The sequence below is a fragment of the Nostoc sp. genome (assembly GCF_036917375.1).
GTDB lineage: Bacteria > Cyanobacteriota > Cyanobacteriia > Cyanobacteriales > Nostocaceae > Nostoc.
Genome location: NZ_JBALDN010000117.1, coordinates 13,119 through 32,160, shown reverse-complemented (window position 1 = coordinate 32,160; position 19,042 = coordinate 13,119). Strand labels below are relative to the sequence as shown.

General features: G+C 41.2%; 16 protein-coding genes and 1 pseudogene. 10 read left to right on the top strand and 7 right to left on the bottom strand.

The genetic code is table 11. The features are described from left to right. Positions 1 to 45: 45 nt before the first annotated feature. Positions 46 to 2,238 (bottom strand): lytic transglycosylase domain-containing protein, encoded by a 2,193-nt coding sequence (locus V7K45_RS32125; RefSeq protein WP_335009928.1) that lies wholly within the window; start codon positions 2,236 to 2,238, stop codon positions 46 to 48. Positions 2,239 to 2,648: 410 nt separating this feature from the next. Here V7K45_RS32125 and V7K45_RS32120 point away from each other — a divergent pair, with 410 nt between their 5' ends. Continuing rightward, positions 2,649 to 3,422 (top strand): hypothetical protein, encoded by a 774-nt coding sequence (locus V7K45_RS32120; RefSeq protein WP_335009926.1) that lies wholly within the window; start codon positions 2,649 to 2,651, stop codon positions 3,420 to 3,422. Between the two features lie 400 nt (positions 3,423 to 3,822). Here the strand turns inward: V7K45_RS32120 and V7K45_RS32115 are convergent, their stop codons facing one another. The 3 genes from V7K45_RS32115 to V7K45_RS32105 form a co-directional block, all read right to left on the bottom strand. Continuing rightward, a complete protein-coding gene (locus V7K45_RS32115; RefSeq protein WP_335009924.1) occupies positions 3,823 to 4,881 on the bottom strand; it encodes a 3-deoxy-7-phosphoheptulonate synthase in 1,059 nt (352 codons plus the stop codon). Between the two features lie 199 nt (positions 4,882 to 5,080). Next, a complete protein-coding gene (locus V7K45_RS32110; RefSeq protein WP_335009922.1) occupies positions 5,081 to 6,739 on the bottom strand; it encodes an alpha-amylase family glycosyl hydrolase in 1,659 nt (552 codons plus the stop codon). Positions 6,740 to 7,219: 480 nt separating this feature from the next. Next, the gene (locus tag V7K45_RS32105; protein ID WP_335009920.1) at positions 7,220 to 7,597 is read right to left on the bottom strand and encodes a DUF1823 family protein; all 378 of its coding nucleotides are present in this window, start codon (positions 7,595 to 7,597) and stop codon (positions 7,220 to 7,222) included. 240 nt (positions 7,598 to 7,837) lie between these two features. Here V7K45_RS32105 and V7K45_RS32100 point away from each other — a divergent pair, with 240 nt between their 5' ends. From V7K45_RS32100 to V7K45_RS32085, 4 genes are all read left to right on the top strand, one after another. Next, positions 7,838 to 8,140: an acylphosphatase gene (locus V7K45_RS32100; RefSeq protein ID WP_335009918.1), complete on the top strand. Its 303-nt coding sequence runs from the start codon at positions 7,838 to 7,840 to the stop codon at positions 8,138 to 8,140. Positions 8,141 to 8,435: 295 nt separating this feature from the next. Beyond that, entirely contained in the window at positions 8,436 to 9,500 is a 1,065-nt protein-coding gene (gene speB, locus V7K45_RS32095; RefSeq protein WP_335009916.1) for an agmatinase SpeB, read from the top strand. A 562-nt stretch (positions 9,501 to 10,062) separates the two neighbouring features. Further along, positions 10,063 to 11,199, top strand: coding sequence for a hypothetical protein (locus tag V7K45_RS32090; RefSeq protein WP_335009914.1), 1,137 nt, complete (start codon positions 10,063 to 10,065; stop codon positions 11,197 to 11,199). 865 nt (positions 11,200 to 12,064) lie between these two features. Continuing rightward, entirely contained in the window at positions 12,065 to 13,972 is a 1,908-nt protein-coding gene (locus tag V7K45_RS32085) for an adenylate/guanylate cyclase domain-containing protein (RefSeq protein ID WP_335009912.1), read from the top strand. A 130-nt stretch (positions 13,973 to 14,102) separates the two neighbouring features. Here the strand turns inward: V7K45_RS32085 and V7K45_RS32080 are convergent, their stop codons facing one another. The 3 genes from V7K45_RS32080 to V7K45_RS32070 form a co-directional block, all read right to left on the bottom strand. Then, positions 14,103 to 15,278, bottom strand: coding sequence for a homospermidine biosynthesis protein (locus V7K45_RS32080; RefSeq protein ID WP_335009910.1), 1,176 nt, complete (start codon positions 15,276 to 15,278; stop codon positions 14,103 to 14,105). A 563-nt stretch (positions 15,279 to 15,841) separates the two neighbouring features. Further along, a complete protein-coding gene (locus V7K45_RS32075; RefSeq protein WP_335009908.1) occupies positions 15,842 to 16,333 on the bottom strand; it encodes a hypothetical protein in 492 nt (163 codons plus the stop codon). Between the two features lie 54 nt (positions 16,334 to 16,387). After that, entirely contained in the window at positions 16,388 to 16,621 is a 234-nt protein-coding gene (locus tag V7K45_RS32070) for a helix-turn-helix domain-containing protein (protein WP_335009957.1), read from the bottom strand. Between the two features lie 178 nt (positions 16,622 to 16,799). Here V7K45_RS32070 and V7K45_RS32065 point away from each other — a divergent pair, with 178 nt between their 5' ends. The 5 genes and pseudogenes from V7K45_RS32065 (at position 16,800) to V7K45_RS32050 (ending at position 19,031) form a co-directional block, all read left to right on the top strand. Further along, on the top strand, positions 16,800 to 16,979 hold the full coding sequence (locus V7K45_RS32065) for a hypothetical protein (protein ID WP_335009906.1): 180 nt from the start codon (positions 16,800 to 16,802) through the stop codon (positions 16,977 to 16,979). A gap of 186 nt (positions 16,980 to 17,165) precedes the next feature. Continuing rightward, the gene (locus V7K45_RS32060) at positions 17,166 to 17,996 is read left to right on the top strand and encodes a BRO-N domain-containing protein (RefSeq protein ID WP_335009904.1); all 831 of its coding nucleotides are present in this window, start codon (positions 17,166 to 17,168) and stop codon (positions 17,994 to 17,996) included. 353 nt (positions 17,997 to 18,349) lie between these two features. Then, positions 18,350 to 18,433: pseudogene (locus V7K45_RS33150) on the top strand (HNH endonuclease); the annotation flags it as partial. Then, entirely contained in the window at positions 18,434 to 18,790 is a 357-nt protein-coding gene (locus tag V7K45_RS32055; RefSeq protein WP_335009902.1) for a hypothetical protein, read from the top strand. Next, on the top strand, positions 18,783 to 19,031 hold the full coding sequence (locus tag V7K45_RS32050) for a hypothetical protein (RefSeq protein WP_335009900.1): 249 nt from the start codon (positions 18,783 to 18,785) through the stop codon (positions 19,029 to 19,031). The genes V7K45_RS32055 and V7K45_RS32050 overlap by 8 nt, the downstream gene beginning before the upstream one ends. The last annotated feature ends 11 nt before the right edge of the window (positions 19,032 to 19,042 follow it).

Here is a 19,042-nt window from a genome sequence, read left to right as displayed (position 1 = left end):
AAAAATTGCTTTAACTCCATACTCACAACTCATAACTTTCTAAGATTATCGCGCTGGTAGTTGTGGGTGTGTGGTCGAGTACTTTGTCACTACGCCAGAAATTTCCGGGTTGTAAAGCCTTAGATAATTCCAGTAGTTGCCAAATACTTGCCGCACATAGTTTTTAGTTTCATCAAAGGGAATTTGTTCAACAAACTCATCTGGATCTTTTGTCGTTAGAGTTTGCAACCATTTGGAGACATTGCCGGGGCCAGCATTGTAACTAGCGATCGCCAGCAAAGAGTTATTGTTATATTGATCGTGGGTATGACCCAAATACCATGTACCCAGCATGATATTATCGTTGGGATTTTCTAAGTTGATTGTTTTGAAATCCACCTTAATTTGTGGTGCGATCCATTTAGCTGTACTCGGCAACAGTTGCATCAAACCAGTGGCTTCAGCGACAGATTTGATTTTTGGTTCAAATCGTGACTCTTGACGCATCAAAGCAGTTACTAGGAGAGGATTAAGTTTACGCTCAATAGACCACTTTTCAATCTCTCGCTGATAGGGAAATGGATAACGCGCTTGCCAGTAGGTGATTTGTTTACTCAAAGTCTGATATTGGGCAAGTTCGGCTGGTATTTCTCGGTCTTCTAATTTAGAAATTTCATCAATTCCGATGAGATTTTCTCCTTTAGCCTGCCGCATCAACCCTTCAGTAAATTGCTCTGCTACTGTTGGCTGAATTTTGTTCTGAAATTCTGTTTGCCATTGCAACCAGGCATCGCGGTCTTGACCTAGCAGATACAATTCTTTGAAAGTTTCAGAACCAGCAGGCGGTAATGGACGCTGGGGTGCGATTACTTCCGGGTTCATGACGCGCACGTTGTCAAAGTTGCCGACATTTAGCCCCAACATTGTCGCAGCTCGCCATGCATAGTAAGAGTAGGGAAACTGGCTAACCACATATTCATAAGCAGTTTTAGATTCTTGCTGTTTCCCCAGTGCAGCTGCCCATTTACCTACCCAAAAGCCTGCTCTTGGAGCCAAAATGCTATTGGGGTTATTAGTGACAATTGGTTCTGCCCATTGCCAAGCACCGACGTAATCTTTGGCATTGGCTTTATCTTGGGCGATTTTCCAACGGTATTCTGCTGCTTCGTCAGAGTTACCGTATTTACTTATGAGTAATTGCCACGCTGCGCTAGCTGATTTTTGATCCTTGAGAGTTTGGATTTTGGCTTTTTGCGCTAGTGCAGTACCAGCTTGTTTGGGGAATTTATTAATTACCTGGTCAAGATAGGGTAAGCCGTCTTGAGGTGTTTTTGCGGTTTCTGTTAATCTCAGTAGTGCCGTCCCAGTTTCCTCACTATTGGGAAATTGCTGCACTAATTGTTTATAGGTGGCGATCGCTTTTTCTTTATCTTTACCTCCCACCTGTAACCCGCGTGCAGTACGGTAGAGGTTGCGCGATGTTTTGGGTGCTTTGGCGTAAGCATTCGCCGCTTTCGGAAATTGACTATTTTCCCAATAGCTAGTACCAATGAGTTCCCAATCTTCGGGTTTGAGGTTTGGCTGTTTTACTAGCTGATCCAAAACGCCCACTATGCCTGGTTGATCGTAGGCATACTTAGCCAAAATCAATTGCAATTGTGGCTGATTGGGATTTTCTTGCAAGCGTTTGCGGATAATTTCCCAAGTTAGAGGATTGGAAGGAAATTGCGCGATCGCAGTTTCTTGTTGCTTTGGTTGAGCAATCAGATATAAGGCTTTCACGCTGGCCGCTTCTTTGGGATACTGTTTCAGCACCCTTTGCCTAAGATCCGAGGCTTTGCCGTCCTCGCCCAGCATATCCTCTGCTTGAGCTTGTTTCAGCAAAATGTAAGGCGCGAGGATGGGATAGTCTTTCTCTAGTCCTTGGAGTAAAACCAGAGCTTTTTGCCCTTGGGTTCTTTCAATATAATCACTTGCCAAAAGATAACGAGCGCGATTCCGATCTGGCGATCGCGACTGCCCAGCAATCTCTGCTAGTTTTGCCGCCCGTTCTGGCAGAGATTGTGATATCAGTGGAAAGACGGCTGATTGAGCAATGCTACGCTCTGATGTTTGCTCTGTTTGATTTTGACTCAGTTTGAGCCATTTCCCTAGAGACTTGCCAATCTGAGGTGCGGATACCATTGCCCCAGCTAAAAAGGCAAACAGTGCCGCACCCACAATTATCGAAATTTGCTTTTTCTGTAGTTTCTTCAGCATGAATACCCGCTGAAAAGTTTCGGTGAATTTCTTGAAACTCTAACACTCCTAACCATCAGTGTTACCAATTTTTAATTTTAGATTTTTTATTTTATGTAGAAAAATACTCATTTTCAATCCTTCAGTTGGTAGTATTGAGTAATTAGCACATCTTAAATTCTATTACATCTATCTTGGGTATCTTTTAAAAGATGGTAAGAGGTATCCTTCTGTTGGGGATTCGACTCCCACTGATTTGATACCACTGAACTCTCGTACCCTGCGGGAAACGCACAAAAAAACTTTCTCAATTTTGGAGCTTGTGAGCAGGAATGGCTAAATTATGTTCGTTCTCCAACAGATATAGATAGAGCCAAGCAAATCACCAGATTAATAAATAGCAACCACAACAATTAATTGAGGAATCTAACATGAAAACCAATAAATTACAAACAGGTCTAGTTCGCAATTACCTAACAGCAACAACGGTTAGTGCGCTCTTGTCACTTACTACATACATAGGTGCAGCTACTGCCCAATCCGCAGATCCTAAACACCCAGCTCCACTGCAACCTGACGATAACATCGCCGTAATCAGCAGCACAGTTCAGATTCCACAGTACTACTATGTAACTCTTGGGCCAGGTAAGGGGACATTGACTGTTGAATTTTCCGCGAATGGATTTCCTGGGGCTGGGGGGGAGATCCGAGTTAGCTTGCTGAAGAAGGGTAGTAATAAAAACTACAGCGTAGCCGTAAAATCAACAAAAGCCGTCTTTGGTTCAGATGCAGCACAGACTGGACAAGTGACCATCCCGTTTGATGTCAAACAGGCAAGTCAGGTGATTTTGCGTATCGACCCTCCTTCGTCAGGACTGATTGTAGCCGCAGGTCGCTACAACATAAAGGCCACTGGTGCCGTGAAATTTGCCCCAATAGATTCCAGCCAAGCACAGGTAGTAGGAACCTATCGCGTTCATAGTTATATACTCGGTGACAATGAATCCAATAAGCTGATTAAGCTTATGGCAGATGGTAAAATCCTCAGCGAGACAGGATCTACAGGCTCGTGGTCACTCTTCGATCCAAGTAGCAAAACCTACGTCTTAGAACTCGCAAGCAAACGCAGCACTCTCATATTTTGGCCAGCCGTAGGTTTCTCAGCGGAATCCACTGGCAATCCCGATTTACAACTAGTCCGATAGTGCGATCGTTAGTAGAATCTTCTCTCAAATATAGTAATCCCAAATGAAACAGAAACTAATGGTACATCTATACCAACTTGAAGTTCTTTACTAATCATCAAGAATTTGATTTTTCTAAGCTGCATCAGTATTAACCCTGTTCGGATCTCCAATAGGATTGCTATAGATAGAACTCGTCACAACCACTTGGGGTTTTTTCCAGTTTTGTAGGCTGTGTTATGGCGTTAGCATAACGCCATAACACAGCCTAACAAATTAATAGCTAATGTGGAGCAGGTTTTTTGATTTGTGTGTACACCGTAGCCGAAATTGGAGAGGAATGAAAGCAGGGTTTTTAGTATACTTTCAGACTTGACAAACATCCTCTAAATCTCCCATCGATCGCATTCTGAATTCTGACTTATCGTTTAAGTTTTTCGTGAGCAGCCAAAATAATTTTTTCGGTTTCTTCCCAGCTAATACATTTGTCAGTTACAGAAACACCATATTTTAATTCTTCTTTACCAGTAATTGGTTGACTACCTTCATACAAATGCGATTCCAGCATCATGCCAACAATTGATGTATTACCATCCACTATTTGCTGAATAATATTTTCTAAGACAGCACCTTGTAATTTGTAATCTTTATTGGTATTCCCGTGGCTACAGTCGATAACAATTCTCGGTGGTAAATTTGCCTGTTTTAATTTCTCTTCTACCAGCTTGACATTTGCTGGATCGAAGTTGGGTTGACTACCACCCCTTAAAATTACGTGACCGTAGCCATTACCTTTAGTTTGAAAGACGCTGACTTGACCATTTTGATTAATTCCCAGAAAATTATGCGGGTTTCCAGCAGATTGTAGGGCATTCAAAGCTACTTGAATATTGCCATCAGTACCATTTTTAAAACCCACAGGCATCGAAAGCCCACTTGCCATTTCGCGGTGAGTTTGTGATTCAGTTGTGCGTGCGCCAATGGCAGACCATGTAATAAGTTCGCTGATATATTGAGGGATGATTGGATCTAGCGCTTCTGTGCCAGCAGGTAATCCCAACTCTGTAATTTTTAATAGTAGCTCCCGTGCAATTAATAAACCTTTCTCTACATGGAAAGAATCATCCATATCTGGATCGTTAATTAACCCTTTCCAGCCTACAGTTGTTCTGGGTTTTTCAAAATACACTCGCATAATTAGTAGCAAGTTATCCTTGACTTGCTCGGCCAATATTTTCAATCTCTGAGAGTATTCGAGCGCTGCTTTTGGGTCGTGAATTGAGCATGGCCCAACCACTATAAATTTCCTGCGATCTTGAAAATCCAGGATATCTTCTATTTCCTGTCTATAAGCTAAAACTCTTTGTTCGGCTAATTGTGTTAAAGGTAATTTTGACTTTACTTCATTGGGAGTTAATAAAATGCGATCGTTCTCAATGTTAGCATTATCGATATTACTATTAAATAAGTTGTTGTGCATGGGGGATGCTTTGGCAATTCTATAGACGCACTTCAACTCAAAAGTGTAACATAAACTGATGAAATTTTAAAATAGCTTATTTTCTGCTTGACAAATTTCTAATTAAACTGTAAATGAGTAAAATTCTAAATGAAAAAGGGGAAATATTTTCCCCCTTTTGTTTGATATTAGACTACCGACTAAGCAGTAATATAGATTGTTACTGCCATACAAACACTTTGGCTTCGTATGGTCCTAAGTCAGTTATGATACCATCATCACCAGCTTCGACATCATAATTGCCTGTCCACTCGTGCCATGTACCAGCACTAGGAAAGTTGGGAACGTGATAGTCAGCTAGGAAGTTTTCTGAGAAATTTGCAATTACGACTACACGAGAACCTTCATCATTCCAACGAGTATAAGCTAATACTTTTGCTTCAGGATTTTCGTGGATAAAATCGATATTTTCTGTGTAGAGAGCATGATTGCTTTTACGCAGGTTGGTTAAGCCTTTGTATGATTCAAATAAACTACGATTTAAATCGTTACCTAACAGCGTCCAATCGATTTTGGATGATTCAGGTTGTTTAGGTTTATACTCGCCAAATTCTTCTCCCATCCAAATCAAAGGCACACCAACAGCAGTCATTAGGATGGCTACTCCTAATTTGACCCGCCGAAATGCTTCTTCGTCAAAAATCTCACGGTTCCCCAGTTCAACCATGACATGATTATGGTCGTGGTTGGTGAGATAATTTACTACATTGGTAGCACCCAAAAAGCCTTGGCGCTTGCAGTCAATCACATCTTTGAGACGCTCTAAATCAAACGTATCACCGCAAATGTGTTCTAGAATGCAGTGATAAAAACTATCATGCCAGCAACCATCCATTGGCCCATCTACATTGGTAATGCTGGTAGTTTCAGGAATGTGTTCGGCAACATTATAAAAAGGCTTCATGCTAGCAGTTTTTTTGGCTTCCTGAACAATCCAGTGCATGAAGTCATAGTTAGCAATTTGCCGCGCCGCATCATAGCGAATACCATCAAGATGATATTCTCCAATCCAAAAACGAATTGTCTCACCAATAAATTTCCAGGCTGGTTTAATATCTAATTTTTCATCATAATGTTCGTAATTAAACTCAGGCCCCCAATTATTGTCCGGGTCACGAGGCTCGTGATGATACCAATAATCGTGGTCAATTTGTGTTAGAGGAGCAGATGCTTCTGAGTGGTTGTAAATTCCGTCAATAATTACACGAATGCCTCTGCCATGACACTCATCAATCAAATTTTTTAACTCAGCAGTCGAACCATAACTTGATTCTGTTGCAAAGAAGTGACGGGGATTATAACCCCAACTATAATCACCAGGATATTCTTTCAGTGGCATCAACTCAATAGCGTTGATTCCCAGTTCACATAAATAGTCTAACTTTTCAATGACGTGTTTGTATTTACCTCGTGCATAAGGATCGTCCTCGCCACCAGAAAAGTCACCGACATGCAATTCATAAATTACTAATTCGTGGTCAGCAGGTAAAGGTTTATCATCATGTTGCCAAACATAAGTATCGGTAATCCTTTGCCCATCTTTGACCCGGATAATACCATCATCTTTTCCACTTTGTTCATCTATATCAGTTGCATAAGGATCTGTAACATCAACCCATTGCTCTGGTTCAAAAAACCACGAATTTGATTGAACGCGGAATTTATATTTATAAACGCCGTCTTCTAGTTCAACACTTGTACGAAAATAACCATCATCACCTTTTTCCATTGGAATTTCTTGCCAATCAGAAAAAGAACCAATTAATGCTGCTCCTTTGTTATAAGGTGCAAATAAATTAAATTCAATTGGCTTTGCCATAGAAGTGTTTGTAATATCAAGGGTTGATAGACACATTCTCTGATGCTCAATATAATTTGCAAATCGCTCTAGAGAAATAATTAACTCGACAGTGCTTCTATCTTCAGGAATAATTTATAAATAATTTATAAAAATTAACAATATTTTCTTGATTTTTACCTGTTTACAGTATTTATTTCTTGACTAAAATACAGATTTACTATGTAGTAAATCTCGTTTATAAAAATAATATGTTTTTCAAACTATTACATAATTTGCAGCAGTTTTATTTTATATGAATGTAGTACAAAGCTATGGGTTTGAAGACAGAAGCTAGAGGTAGAAACTGTTTATATCTGATTTTTAATTCTACATTTACTTACAAATTACTATAACTGCAAAAAACTCATTAAATAAAACTAATTGTTTTTCGGAGATTCCAATCCAGCAGATATATTTGATAAAAGTTAGGATGTTTTTTACCAAATATATACTGCAAAATTACTCTTTTTTGTTGTTAGCTTGTTGTAAATAACTTAATAACCAATTTGCTGCCGTCGCCCTGCGAGTTTCCCGAGGCCCAAATTCTCCAATTTTATAACCTTTGAAACCCAGTTTTTCTTTTAGCATTTGTTTATTTTCAGCAGGAATGGAACGAGTCAACTTGACAGTTGCAGGGCGAGATGCAATGAAATCTGGTGGTTGTGGGTACTCATTATGCCATTCTGGTGCAACTTGGTTAGTATCCCATTGTGCAGTTGAGGAGTCATAGCGATAGCCTAAATAATGCCATAGCAACTGGTTGACTGTGGCATCATCAAGTTTATCGTCAAGAATTGCCCAAATTGTTTCTGTATTAAGTGGTGGCAGGTTAGACATAAACAATTTAAAATTCCAAGTGGAATAACTGACTACTGTTTAAATTACAGCAGTTTTCAGGTATTTAGACTAGGACTTAAATTAGGAGTTGGGTAGTTTAATTACTTAAAAAGCGCTGGAAATATACAAAAACTAGTAGGTATTAAGAAAGACTGGAATTAATTTCGCGAGTTGGAGTTAAAAACAGATTGTGTATACACAAAGTAGGTAGACTGGAAATCGTAAAGATTAGACCAGTCTATGCAGAATTCTACAGCACTGCCAAAGATTATCCGCGCCCATGTATTCATTTCTGGGCGAGTCCAGGGAGTGGGTTATCGCTATTCCACCGTCGATACAGCTAGGCAATTAGGATTAACCGGTTGGGTGCGGAATCTCCCCGATAATCGAGTAGAGGCAGTTTTTGAAGGGGTGCGAGAGGTTGTAGAGAACATGGTTCGCTGGTGTCACTCCGGGCCACCTGCTGCTGTAGTTAAAGATGTTGTGGTTGAATATGAGGAACCGGAAGGGTTACGGGGATTTGAAGTAAAGCGGGTTGAGTAAATAGTTGGTCATTGGTCACTTGTACTGAGTTTCGAGTCCACTCAATTACCGCTTGTCGATTGGTCATTGGTTAAATACAAATAAATATCCTAGTGTAATGTCTAAGCTAGTGTAAGAGGGTTTGTAGTAAGCACTTCAGTGCTTAAAAATAAGGACTAAAGTCCTTACTACAAGCTTGTTTAACCATCAATTTCAACTTGACAGACCGCTATACCGCCTGTGAAAAATTTTGATTACAATGCAGATGTCCACTAGGCGGCGTGCTGTCTATCCACGTAAATCCAGAAGATACTCAATGAGTAATCAATTAAAAGACTACAATCCCAGCGGCGTAGGTGAAATAAATGGCAACCTCTTAGGTTTGCCCTGCGATTATGAGTCTGCAAACTTAATTGTTTTTGGTGTGCCGTGGGAAGTCACTGTTTCTTATGGTGCTGGCACTGCTAATGGCCCACAGCGAATTCTAGATGCTTCGACTCAATTGGATTTGTTCGATTTCGATCATCCTGATGGTTGGAAGCAAGGAATTTTTATGGAAGAAATTCCCCAAGATATTTTAGAGAAGAACACATACTACCGCGCTTTGGCAGCAAAAATTATCGGGCGATTAGCCGAAGGTAAACAACTTTCAGATACACCAGATTTAATATCTGTCCTCACAGAAATTAATCAGGCTGGTCAACAGGTTAATCAATGGCTGTTTGAAAATTGTCAGGCAGCAATTAATAATGGAAAGCGAGTTGCAGTCATAGGTGGAGATCACAGTTCGCCTTTAGGTTATTTTCAAGCATTAGCAGCTAAATATCCAAACTATGGCATTTTGCACATTGATGCCCACGCAGATTTACGCGATGCTTATGAGGGATTTGAGTTCTCCCATGCGTCGATTATGTTTAATGCGATGAAAATACCGCAAATTACTAAATTAGTGCAGGTAGGTTTGCGTGATATTAGTCATGATGAAGTGCAAATGATTGACCAATCTGATAGTCGCATTATTGCTTATTACGATCCCGCTATTAAGCAAAAGCTTTACTCTGGCACAACTTGGATTGATTTATGCCGAGAAATTATCAGTCATTTACCTGAGTATGTTTATATTAGCTTTGATGTAGATGGCTTAGATCCAAAACTATGTCCGAGTACGGGTACTCCTGTTCCAGGTGGGTTAGAATTAGAGCAAACTTTTTGTCTGTTCCGAGAATTGGTCAATAGTGGAAGAAAAATTATTGGTTTTGATATCTGCGAAGTTGGTGATGCAGAGTGGGATGGTAATGTTGGAGCGCGGGTAGTTTACAAACTGGCAAATTTGATGGATTTATCAAACAGGATTCAGGAGTCAGGATTCAGAATGGGCTAAACCTTAGCTATCCGCTAACAGAATTAATTCTGTACGACACTTCTCTAGGTTCGCGTAGCGTCTGTCTGCGACACGCTACGCGACGCCAACGGTATGGCTTCTCTACGAGAGTCCGCGATAGCGAGTATTCGAGCGTCGCGTGCGAACAAGAAGGTTTAAAACCCTCACTAAATCATTCGCGTAATACCAATTCAATTAACGATCGCAACACATCCTTGAGTAAAGACGTGATGAATCGCGTCTGTACAAATGGTCTATTTGTCGCATTCTTTTTTTTAATTGGTATAACGTCTCTGAAAAAGAAGATTTAGTGCTTTTCAATCAGTGGCAAGTCTGTAGCAAGATCCCGCAGGGTATCCCTCACTGATTGTTCTGACTTGTGAATTCTTCAACCAGAATTTATATAAGGAACAAACAATCAGTATATCAGCGTCTGTCTTTATATCTCTCTTAAAACACAAATACTAAACTAATTCCAAGTGCTGAAATTCTGGAATTATATGCTTTATTGTCTACTTAGTGGCTGGATACTATTTTTTATTTATATTTTACTAGGAAAATCATGCTGAAAAACTACTTTAACACCAATCAAGGGCGAATTTTCACTGCTTTGATTTTGACTGGAATTTTGTCTGTTGCTAGCGGTTTAACACTTGTAAAAGGTGCGACGGGGGCTTCTACAAATTTATCGCTAGAAACAAGTAATGAAGTTCTCAAAGAGAATATTAAACCAAACCGTTTGCCACGTCCAGTAGCTAATGCGGTACTGCGCGATTTAGCCCGCAGGCAGGGAATTTTTACTAGACAACTGCAAATTATTGACTACAATCAACAGACTTGGCGCAATGGTTGCTTGGAACTGCCTCAAGCTGATGAATTCTGTACCCAAGCCTTAGTTCCTGGTTGGCGGATTGTGGTATCTAATGGCAAGCAAAACTGGGTTTATCATACCAATAATAATGGGCGATCGCTACGTTTAGCTTCGGCAAACGCTCCCTCAGAAAATCTGCCAAATAAATTACCCACATCTGTAAAAAATGCTGTTTTACAAGCCGCATCCAAACGTTTGCAACAGCCAATTTCTCAGTTAACTATTATTGAGGCTCAACAGCAAACTTGGAGAGATGGCTGTTTAGAATTAGCTAATGCTGATGAATTCTGTACCCAAGCTTTGGTATCAGGCTGGCGGGTGGTTGTCGGCGGAGTCGGTCAAACCTTGGTTTATCATACTAATCAAACAGGTTCCGCACTTAGGCTAAATCAAAAGGCTAACGAAACTACACTGGGGCCTGTGCAAATTCCAGCTAGTGAATTACCACCACCGTTAGATCGAGATATAGTATTTCGCCAAATCTCCAGTGGGGGTTTTGCTGGCAGAACCTACGAGACTGTTTTACTCAAAGATGGGCGACTGATTCGCGTGCGGATTGGCGATGCTAATGATTCTGAACGTAGTGTTCGCCGCGTTTCTGTGCAACAGGTACAACAATTTGTGCGATCGCTACAACGTTCTCAGTTTAGTAAATTTCGGAATTTGAGTTACCCAGCCCCCAGTGGTGCTGCTGATTATATCACCTACACCCTCACCAGCCAAGAAGGTACGGTTCAGTACAACGATATTTCTCAAAATAACCTGCCAAAGAATTTACAGACAGCAGTCAAAGTCTGGAATCAAATTATAGCCAGCGCACAATCATAAACTTCATTGATGGAATTGAAGAATAAGAGAGTGGTGGGAACCTAGCTACAGAGCATAGGTGTCAACTTAAGCTGGAAATAGCTTATCTGTTAGCTTCGATGCCCGCCCGTCAATAAATTTTCAGGCTAATAGCTTAAGTCTACTGAAGTAGACTGGAGATTTTTGGCAATATTTTAGTCATCTGAAGATGACTTTAGATATGAGACGGGAATTTCAATTCCGGCGGACGAGCGGTTTCACGTTAAGTTGACACCAATGGCTACAGAGTCGCCACTTTCTTATAAAGTGACGTAACCGCAAACCCATTCCCCTTTTCCCCAAACCCTATTCTGAATTCAAAATGCTTATCCGAACCGTATTGGGTGTTTACGGCAATATTTGGTTGAAATACTTATCTAATTCGCCGTTTTGTAAAATACCACATAGGATTAAAATTAAACATGAAACCAACTGTTAATGATAAGCTACTCACGCAGCAATATTTTATTAAATTGTCAATCTCCTAAAAGAAGTATATTTAAAATATTAATCAAGCTTATTTAGTTTAAATTGGGTAAGCAAGTTTGTATTAAGGACTAAAGTGCTTATTAACAAAACCTCTTGCACTAGCTGAGACATTGACTAGTACAGCACAACAGAAATCTAGCTACTATCTCAATTAACTAGATAAGTTGCTCTGAACAGGTTATTAAAGGTAGGCAAATTTCCGCCACAGCGAACTAGTCGTTTTTGCTCAACTATACTCGATTGAGGTGAAAAAATAGCACGTTTAATTAAGTACTATAAACTTAGTAAAAAAATGAGTAATAGTAAATTATATAAATTTTGGAAAAACAGGCTTGTATATTAATCAAACATTAATTACATGGAACAAGTCATTACTTCAATGGCAGATGCTTTGTTAGTAACCAGTAATTCAGGAAAAATAAAAAAAGTAAATCATGCTGCTCAAGAATTATTTGGTTTTCAAGAAGAAGAATTAATCAATCAACCCATATCATTAATCATTGATGAAGATCAATTTTTAATTAAAACTATTTGTCAACATTCTTATTTAAAGCGTAATACCCAAAATCTAGAAGTGGTTTGTCGAACTAAAACTAGAGAGAAACTGTTGATTGCTTTTTCTTGCTCAGTGATTCCCAAAAAGACAGAAGGACTAGAAGATATTGTTTATATTGGTCGGGATATTACTGCTTGGCAACGCCGGGAACAACGTACAAGTGCCCAGTATTCTATTACTCGTATATTATCAGAATCACAGAGCATAAAGCAGGGGATTCCCCAAATTTTGCAGTCGATTTGTCAAAATTTGGGATGGGATTTAGGCGAACTTTGGACACCCAGCCAATATATTGGCACTTCACTACAAGGAGATAGTCTCAATGCGGTACTAAGGTGTGTAGAAATTTGGTCAAGTCGATTAGTTTCTGTGCGAGAGTTTAAAGCAATCACCTGGCAAACTACTTATACACCTAGTGTTGGCTTACCTGGTCGAATTTGGATCGGGCGTTTGCCTTTGTGGATTAAAGATATCACAGTAGATGGAGATCAAAGGCGATCGCTACCTGCTGTGGAGGCTGGATTACATGCAGCTTTTGGCTTCCCTATTTTAGACGATAGTGAAATCTTAGGAGTAATGGTTTTCTTTAGCCGAGAGTTACTACCAAAAGATAAAGACCTATTGCAAATGATGGGTTCTATTGGTAGCCAGATTGCCCAATTTATCAAACGCAAACAAGCAGAAGATGCTCTTGTAGAAAGTGAAGAACGATATCGAGATTTATTTGAAAATGCTAATGACTTGATTCAATGTGTCAATCCATCTGGTCGTTTTTTGTATGTCAATCGGGCATGGCGAGAAACTTTGGGATATAGCGAAGCTGAAATCAAAAATATGAGTGTTTTCGATATTATACATCCAGAGTTTAAACAAAGCTGTTTGCAAAGGTTTTATCGCGTACTATCAGGAGAAAAGCTTGGGCAAGTAACAGCCATATTCGTTACTAAAGACGGTCAAACAATCTTTCTAGAAGGTAATATTAATTGTAAATTTGTTGAAGGTCATCCAGTTGCGATTCGCGGGATTTTTCGCAATGTAACCCAGCGAATAGCAGCAGAAGAAGCACTTCGGAATCAGCAGAAAGAAACCGAACGTTTATTGCTGAATATTTTGCCAGGGGCAACCTCTAAAGAACTGAAAGAACAACCAGCTAGCATTAACCAAGACTTTGCTGATGTCACAGTTTTATTTGCAGATATCATCGGCTTTGCTGAAATTGCTACTTCTATGAGTGCAATTCAACTGCTGAACCTACTCAACCCAATTTTCTCAGTTTTCGATCGCCTTACCGAACGATATAGTTTAGAGAGAATCATAACCATTAACGATGCTTATGTGGTGGTTAGTGGCTTATCTACACGCCGCCAAGATCGCGCTCAAGCGATCGCTCTGATGGCACTGGATATGCAAACTGCGATCGCTCTATTTAATATTGAGAATAACCAAAATTTCAACATCCGTATCGGCATCCATAGCGGTTCGGTAGTGGGGGAGGCCGTCGATCTGAATAAGTTTACTTATGAACTCTATAAAGACACAGCGAACATCGCTCGCTCTATGGAATCCCAAGGTATTGCTGGTAAAATCCAAGTGACACAAAATACTTATAAGTGCTTATGTGATGAATTTGTATTTGAAAAACGAGGCGAAATTGAAGTTAAAGGCAAAGGGAAGATGACAACTTATTTGTTGATTGGACGGAAGGGATGAGGGCATTGGGAAAGAGGCAGGGGGGCAGAGGGGATGGGGAGTGTGGGGAGTGTGGGGGGAAAGAGAATTTATGCTTCCCCATCTTCTTCTCTTCCCACACCTCCTGCTCCCCTGCTCCCTGCCTATTCCCCTAGTGAGTATTCGGAATCATCCGCCCACAGGGATAAGTCGCTGTTTGCTGTGAAGCACTTTCAGCCACTGCTGCTGGAACCCGATCTGATGGTTGGGTTTTGGCTGCTAGATAGTCTTTTTGCAGTTTATCTAAAATGGCTTCTCGCCTGTCGTATATACGCTTCAGGGGACGAGGTTGGCATTTGTTAAGAACATACGCACTCACTAGTGGTAGAGCGATCGTGTTATCGGTATAACAAACGATTGTGTTAGGTAACTCATCCGGGTCAATTTTACCCCAACTGACAGCTTCCGATGGGGTTGCTCCAGATAAACCGCCTGTATCTGGACGCGCATCGGTAAACTGCACAAAGTAATCGTGTCCTCGTTCTTCTAATCCTAAGACCTCGTGAAGTTGCGGTTGAGTTTGTAGCAAAAAGTTTTTAGGACTACCGCCACCGAGAATTACAGCCGCACTTTTACCTCCTGATTCACGGGCATTATATGCGATCGCTGCTGTCTCATTCACGTCAATTGATGGATCTATTACCAACTGCGAACCTTCCAATGCTAAAGCCGCCACGTTCATCCCAATTGAGCTATCTCCTGGAGAAGACGTATAAATCGGTACTCCATATTCATAAGCTGTAGCTAGCAAGCAGGAATGCTGCACACCCAATTGCTTTTCTACTTCTCGGACATATTTACCTAGTAAATGGTGAAACTCAGCCGTTCCCATCCGCTTCTGAAACGCTTCTCCTTGGAGAATCTTGCGGATAAACGCATCAGTTTCTAGCAGCACATCGTAACCAAAGATAATGTCATAAATGCGGATCGTGCCTTCTTGGCGCAGTTTCACATCATCCAAAAACGGATTACCAGCAAAGAGTTCAAAACCCAAGCCGTAGTGCATATCGTGATAAAGATTTGCACCAGTGCTAATCATCCAGTCAATAAAGCCGTTGCGAATTAAGGGTGCAAGCGCTGAAACCCCAAATCCTGCTGGCGTCATCGCACCGGAAAGGCTAACTCCCACCGTGACACCTTCTGTTAGGACATCACGACTCAGTAGTTGGCAGATTTCCCGCAACCGCGCTGAGTTGTAAGCGGTGAAGTATCGATCGATCAAATCCACTACACTGATATCATTTGATATCGGTGTAGGTGCAATTTTTTGACCCAGCTGTTTAGACATTTTGGCACTCCCGAACAGTAAACACGCCGAATTAATGTTATCTAGCTTTCAGCCAAAGTGATAGCAATACTTTTCGATCGCTAGCTTGAAAAAGCTAGTGAGAAGTAGGAGAAGAAACCTTTTTCAGCCCTTTTGGGATTTTACTATGATTAGCTGTCTTGAAACCTTATAAGCATTTCACAGGCACATTAGTCACATTGCTGCGAAATTACACCATAGTTTTACTAGCCCTGGGTTGTAATCCAGTGTGTGCGATCGCTTACAATCGCTCCTGACTATTCATCGCTAGCAAGTAGCGGTGTTACTTGCTCTAGCTCTTTTCAGTATACGTCCAAGTTGTCATTGCCACCGCTCGGCTTTATAGCGAACATCACAAGTTGCATCTTTTGCAGGTGAAGACAATTAAATAAGGGACTTTCAAATAAAAAATATCCAATTATTTATTGTGAGGTAGTCCGAAAAAGCAGGCTTTCCAGCCCACCTCTAAGATGTTGTCGTCAGTCCTACATATTGCTTGCCATCTATGAGATTGGTTATTAGGTAAATGGCACCATTGCTGTAACTTAATTTGGAGGGAGCAAATAACGCTTCACTTGACTGTAATCATATTTATCACCATGCTTGGTACGGGCTTTTTCGAGAAATTCTTCTGCTGTTGAAGTTTGCCTTTTATTGAAACACTTAAGGCATCCAGAGCCATTTATATGAGCAATAGGAGCTTGCTCAAAGTCGCCGTGAACAGAGCAAGTAATTGTCACCCTAATAGTGATTTGCTTATAAATAACCAAGTCATAGCCATAGCGATCGCCATGTGCTTGTCGAAATCTGGCAATGATATTTTCTTGGCTATTAGTCTGGCGTTTATCAAAGCATTTCCGACAACCTACACCTTGGAGATGATGACTAGGAGTGATGTTGAATTCCCCATGATGTGGGCAAATAACCTTAACTTTAGTGCTTGAGTTTAAATAACTTACCAAGCTGTAATCGTAGAAGGCTTCGTGCTTGGCTTGGGCTTCTTGGATGAATTCTTCTTGAGTTTTACGCTTTGGCATTGAAGGCTTTTGGTGGCTTTGTGTGGCGATCGCTTACTCCTGATCCTTGAGGCATTAATCATCGAATTTTGCTCCTAAATCAACACCAAGGACTCGCTCAATCTTTCTAAGAGTGTCTTCAGGTAAAGCATCTCGTATCCGTTCTGCCTCAATGTCGTGCCAGTAAGAACGGCTCATTTCAGCCTCTCCTGCCAAAATCTCAACTGAACGCCCATCAGCTTTTCTAGCTTGTCTAATTTTTGCTCCCAATCCTTCAACTTCAATGTCTGTGTAGCGTCTGATTTTCACCGTATCCACCTCAAGCACCTCCTTAAATGTAAATCGTCGTCCTACACTCAATATAAGGCGTCGTGCATCAGTTGACAAGTGTCGTGCATTAGTCTACATTAAGGATATAGAGAAAGCGCCCACGGTCTGGACAACTTCAAGCGCCTCTCTATCCACGTTATTCATGCAGATCATTATCATGACACAAGCGACCATCGACGCTCAAGCGATCGCGCAATCTCAATCAAATCTTCACGTCGATCTTGCTCCAAATTACGAAATTGACAGCGTAGAAGATGAAGATTTTGGCACTCTCTACAGGCTGTGGAAAACCTATCACTTCCTCGGCTCTTTCTACCAAAAGCTAGATGGTAAATAGATTGCACAACCAGCCAATAGTGATTGCCGTTCAGAGTGCGATACCGAATATCAAGCACAACTCGTCATTCTGGCGATTCAAGGTTTAGTAGTCCCGTCTGCGGCATAAAACATAAACTCCTATCACCTTTTGAGGCACTTAAACCAGTGCCTCTTCCTTGTTTTATGCATTTACGGTGAAACCAAAATGAGCAACTTAACAGTATTTCAGTTTGAGTCACATGAGGTTCGGTTTGTTGGCACAGCGATTGATCCTTGGTGGGTTGGTGCGGATGTGTGTGCAGCACTAAAACATAGCAACCCATCATCAGCGATCGCAAGACTAGATGAAGATGAGAAAAAACTGCTTGACCCTAAACAATACTTAGGGTCATCCTCAAATCAGGAATTTTGGGCAATCAGCGAGTCTGGATTCTACTCTCTCATATTCACTAGTCGTAAAGCGCAAGCGAAACGGTTCAAAAAGTGGGTGACTTCAGTTGTACTTCCTAGCATCCGCAAAACAGGAAGCTATGCTCTAGCCTCTACCGAGACAGCTTCATCAATTGTCCCAACTCCAGAATCCCAAGTTAAGAGTCTCCAGTCCTCAGTCCCCACACCTCAAGAAATCTCAGATTTATTTGATTTGACCTTGGGTGGTGCGGGATTAGATTCAAAGCTGATAGCGGGAGTGAAGTTGAATGCGATCGCCTCTTACAACCCGGCCCTATTAGAAGCAGCAGAGATAGCAAAGTCAGCCTTATCAATTCCAATCGAGCAAGGATTGGTCAGACCAACACAGTTAGGTGAAAAACTCGAAGCCAAAACAGGTGAAAAGTGGAGCGCTATCAAGGTTAACAAGCTACTGACGGATCTTGGTTTTCAAATCCCTAACCCAGATGGTAAAAACCCCGCCTACCTGCCTACTGAAAAAGGCTCTGAGTACAGCCAACTGGTGCTAGACACTGCCAAAGGACGGGATAAAACAGTTCAGTCCTTGCAGTGGCATTTGTCAGTCTTGGAAGCATTGGAGGCTTGAAATAACACTCAAAGAGCAGAGACATGATTTTGTGTGCAGCAGCTTGGCGCAAGTCATGACCTTCCTTGAAGCACAAGGTCTCACATTTGATGAAGTGCTAGACGGCTTGGTTAATTACGCTTGGGTAAATTCTTACTCTGTGGATACGGTTTGTGACCTTGTTAAAGCCTCTTTATCGGCGAGAAAGAAGCATGGCTGATGAGATGTATAACCGCTGCTTCTTGCGCCGACGTAAACGGCGTTCCCCCAGGCAGATGCGATATAAGAAAGCACTTCTGATTGAGCGATACGGGATGAAATGTTTCTGGTGTGGGCATGAACTCACGCCTGAAACGCTAACCATCGACCATTAGATTCCACTATCCAAGGGCGGTAACAACAAATTTAAAAACCTGCGACTAGCTTGCAAAAGTTGTAATAACAAACGAGGTGACGCTATGCCAGAAGAAACACCAGAAATGATTGCCCAGAAATCATGCATTCGCTTTCCTAGCCACTGGCCACAGCCCAAATACCATTTCGGGCAGTTAGTTAAACAAGGTCGAATTATTGGGATTGAATATCAGTCACCAGGAACAAGAAGGGCTTACGACTTAGGAGAAGGATGGATTTACGCTGTGCTGATTGATGACCAGGGGTATGATGCCGACCAACTAAAAGAGTCAGAGATTAAACCGCCGTCATTAGAGGACTTGCAAGCCGAAATTGATTACGAAAAATCCCTTGTCGAAATCCATCAAAGCAACAAAGCCGTTTTAACCGAACAACTTCTTGAGGTCAACAATCATGATTGATTCTGAGCAACAAGCCTCAATTCGTACTGCTTTACGAGATTCCCGCAGGGAGGGGCTGATTAACTTTGTGGAAGAATTTATCACCCTGTTGGCTCAAGAGGGCTACTCATTCCAAGACCTCTTAGAAGCGCTTGCAGGCTGGGGATATCGTCAACAATCGCCTCCTGATGAGGTGATTAGGTACTTGGAGGATGCAGCATCACAACTGCACGAGCTAACGACAAACCGAAGCAAGAATTAAGAACATTTTTC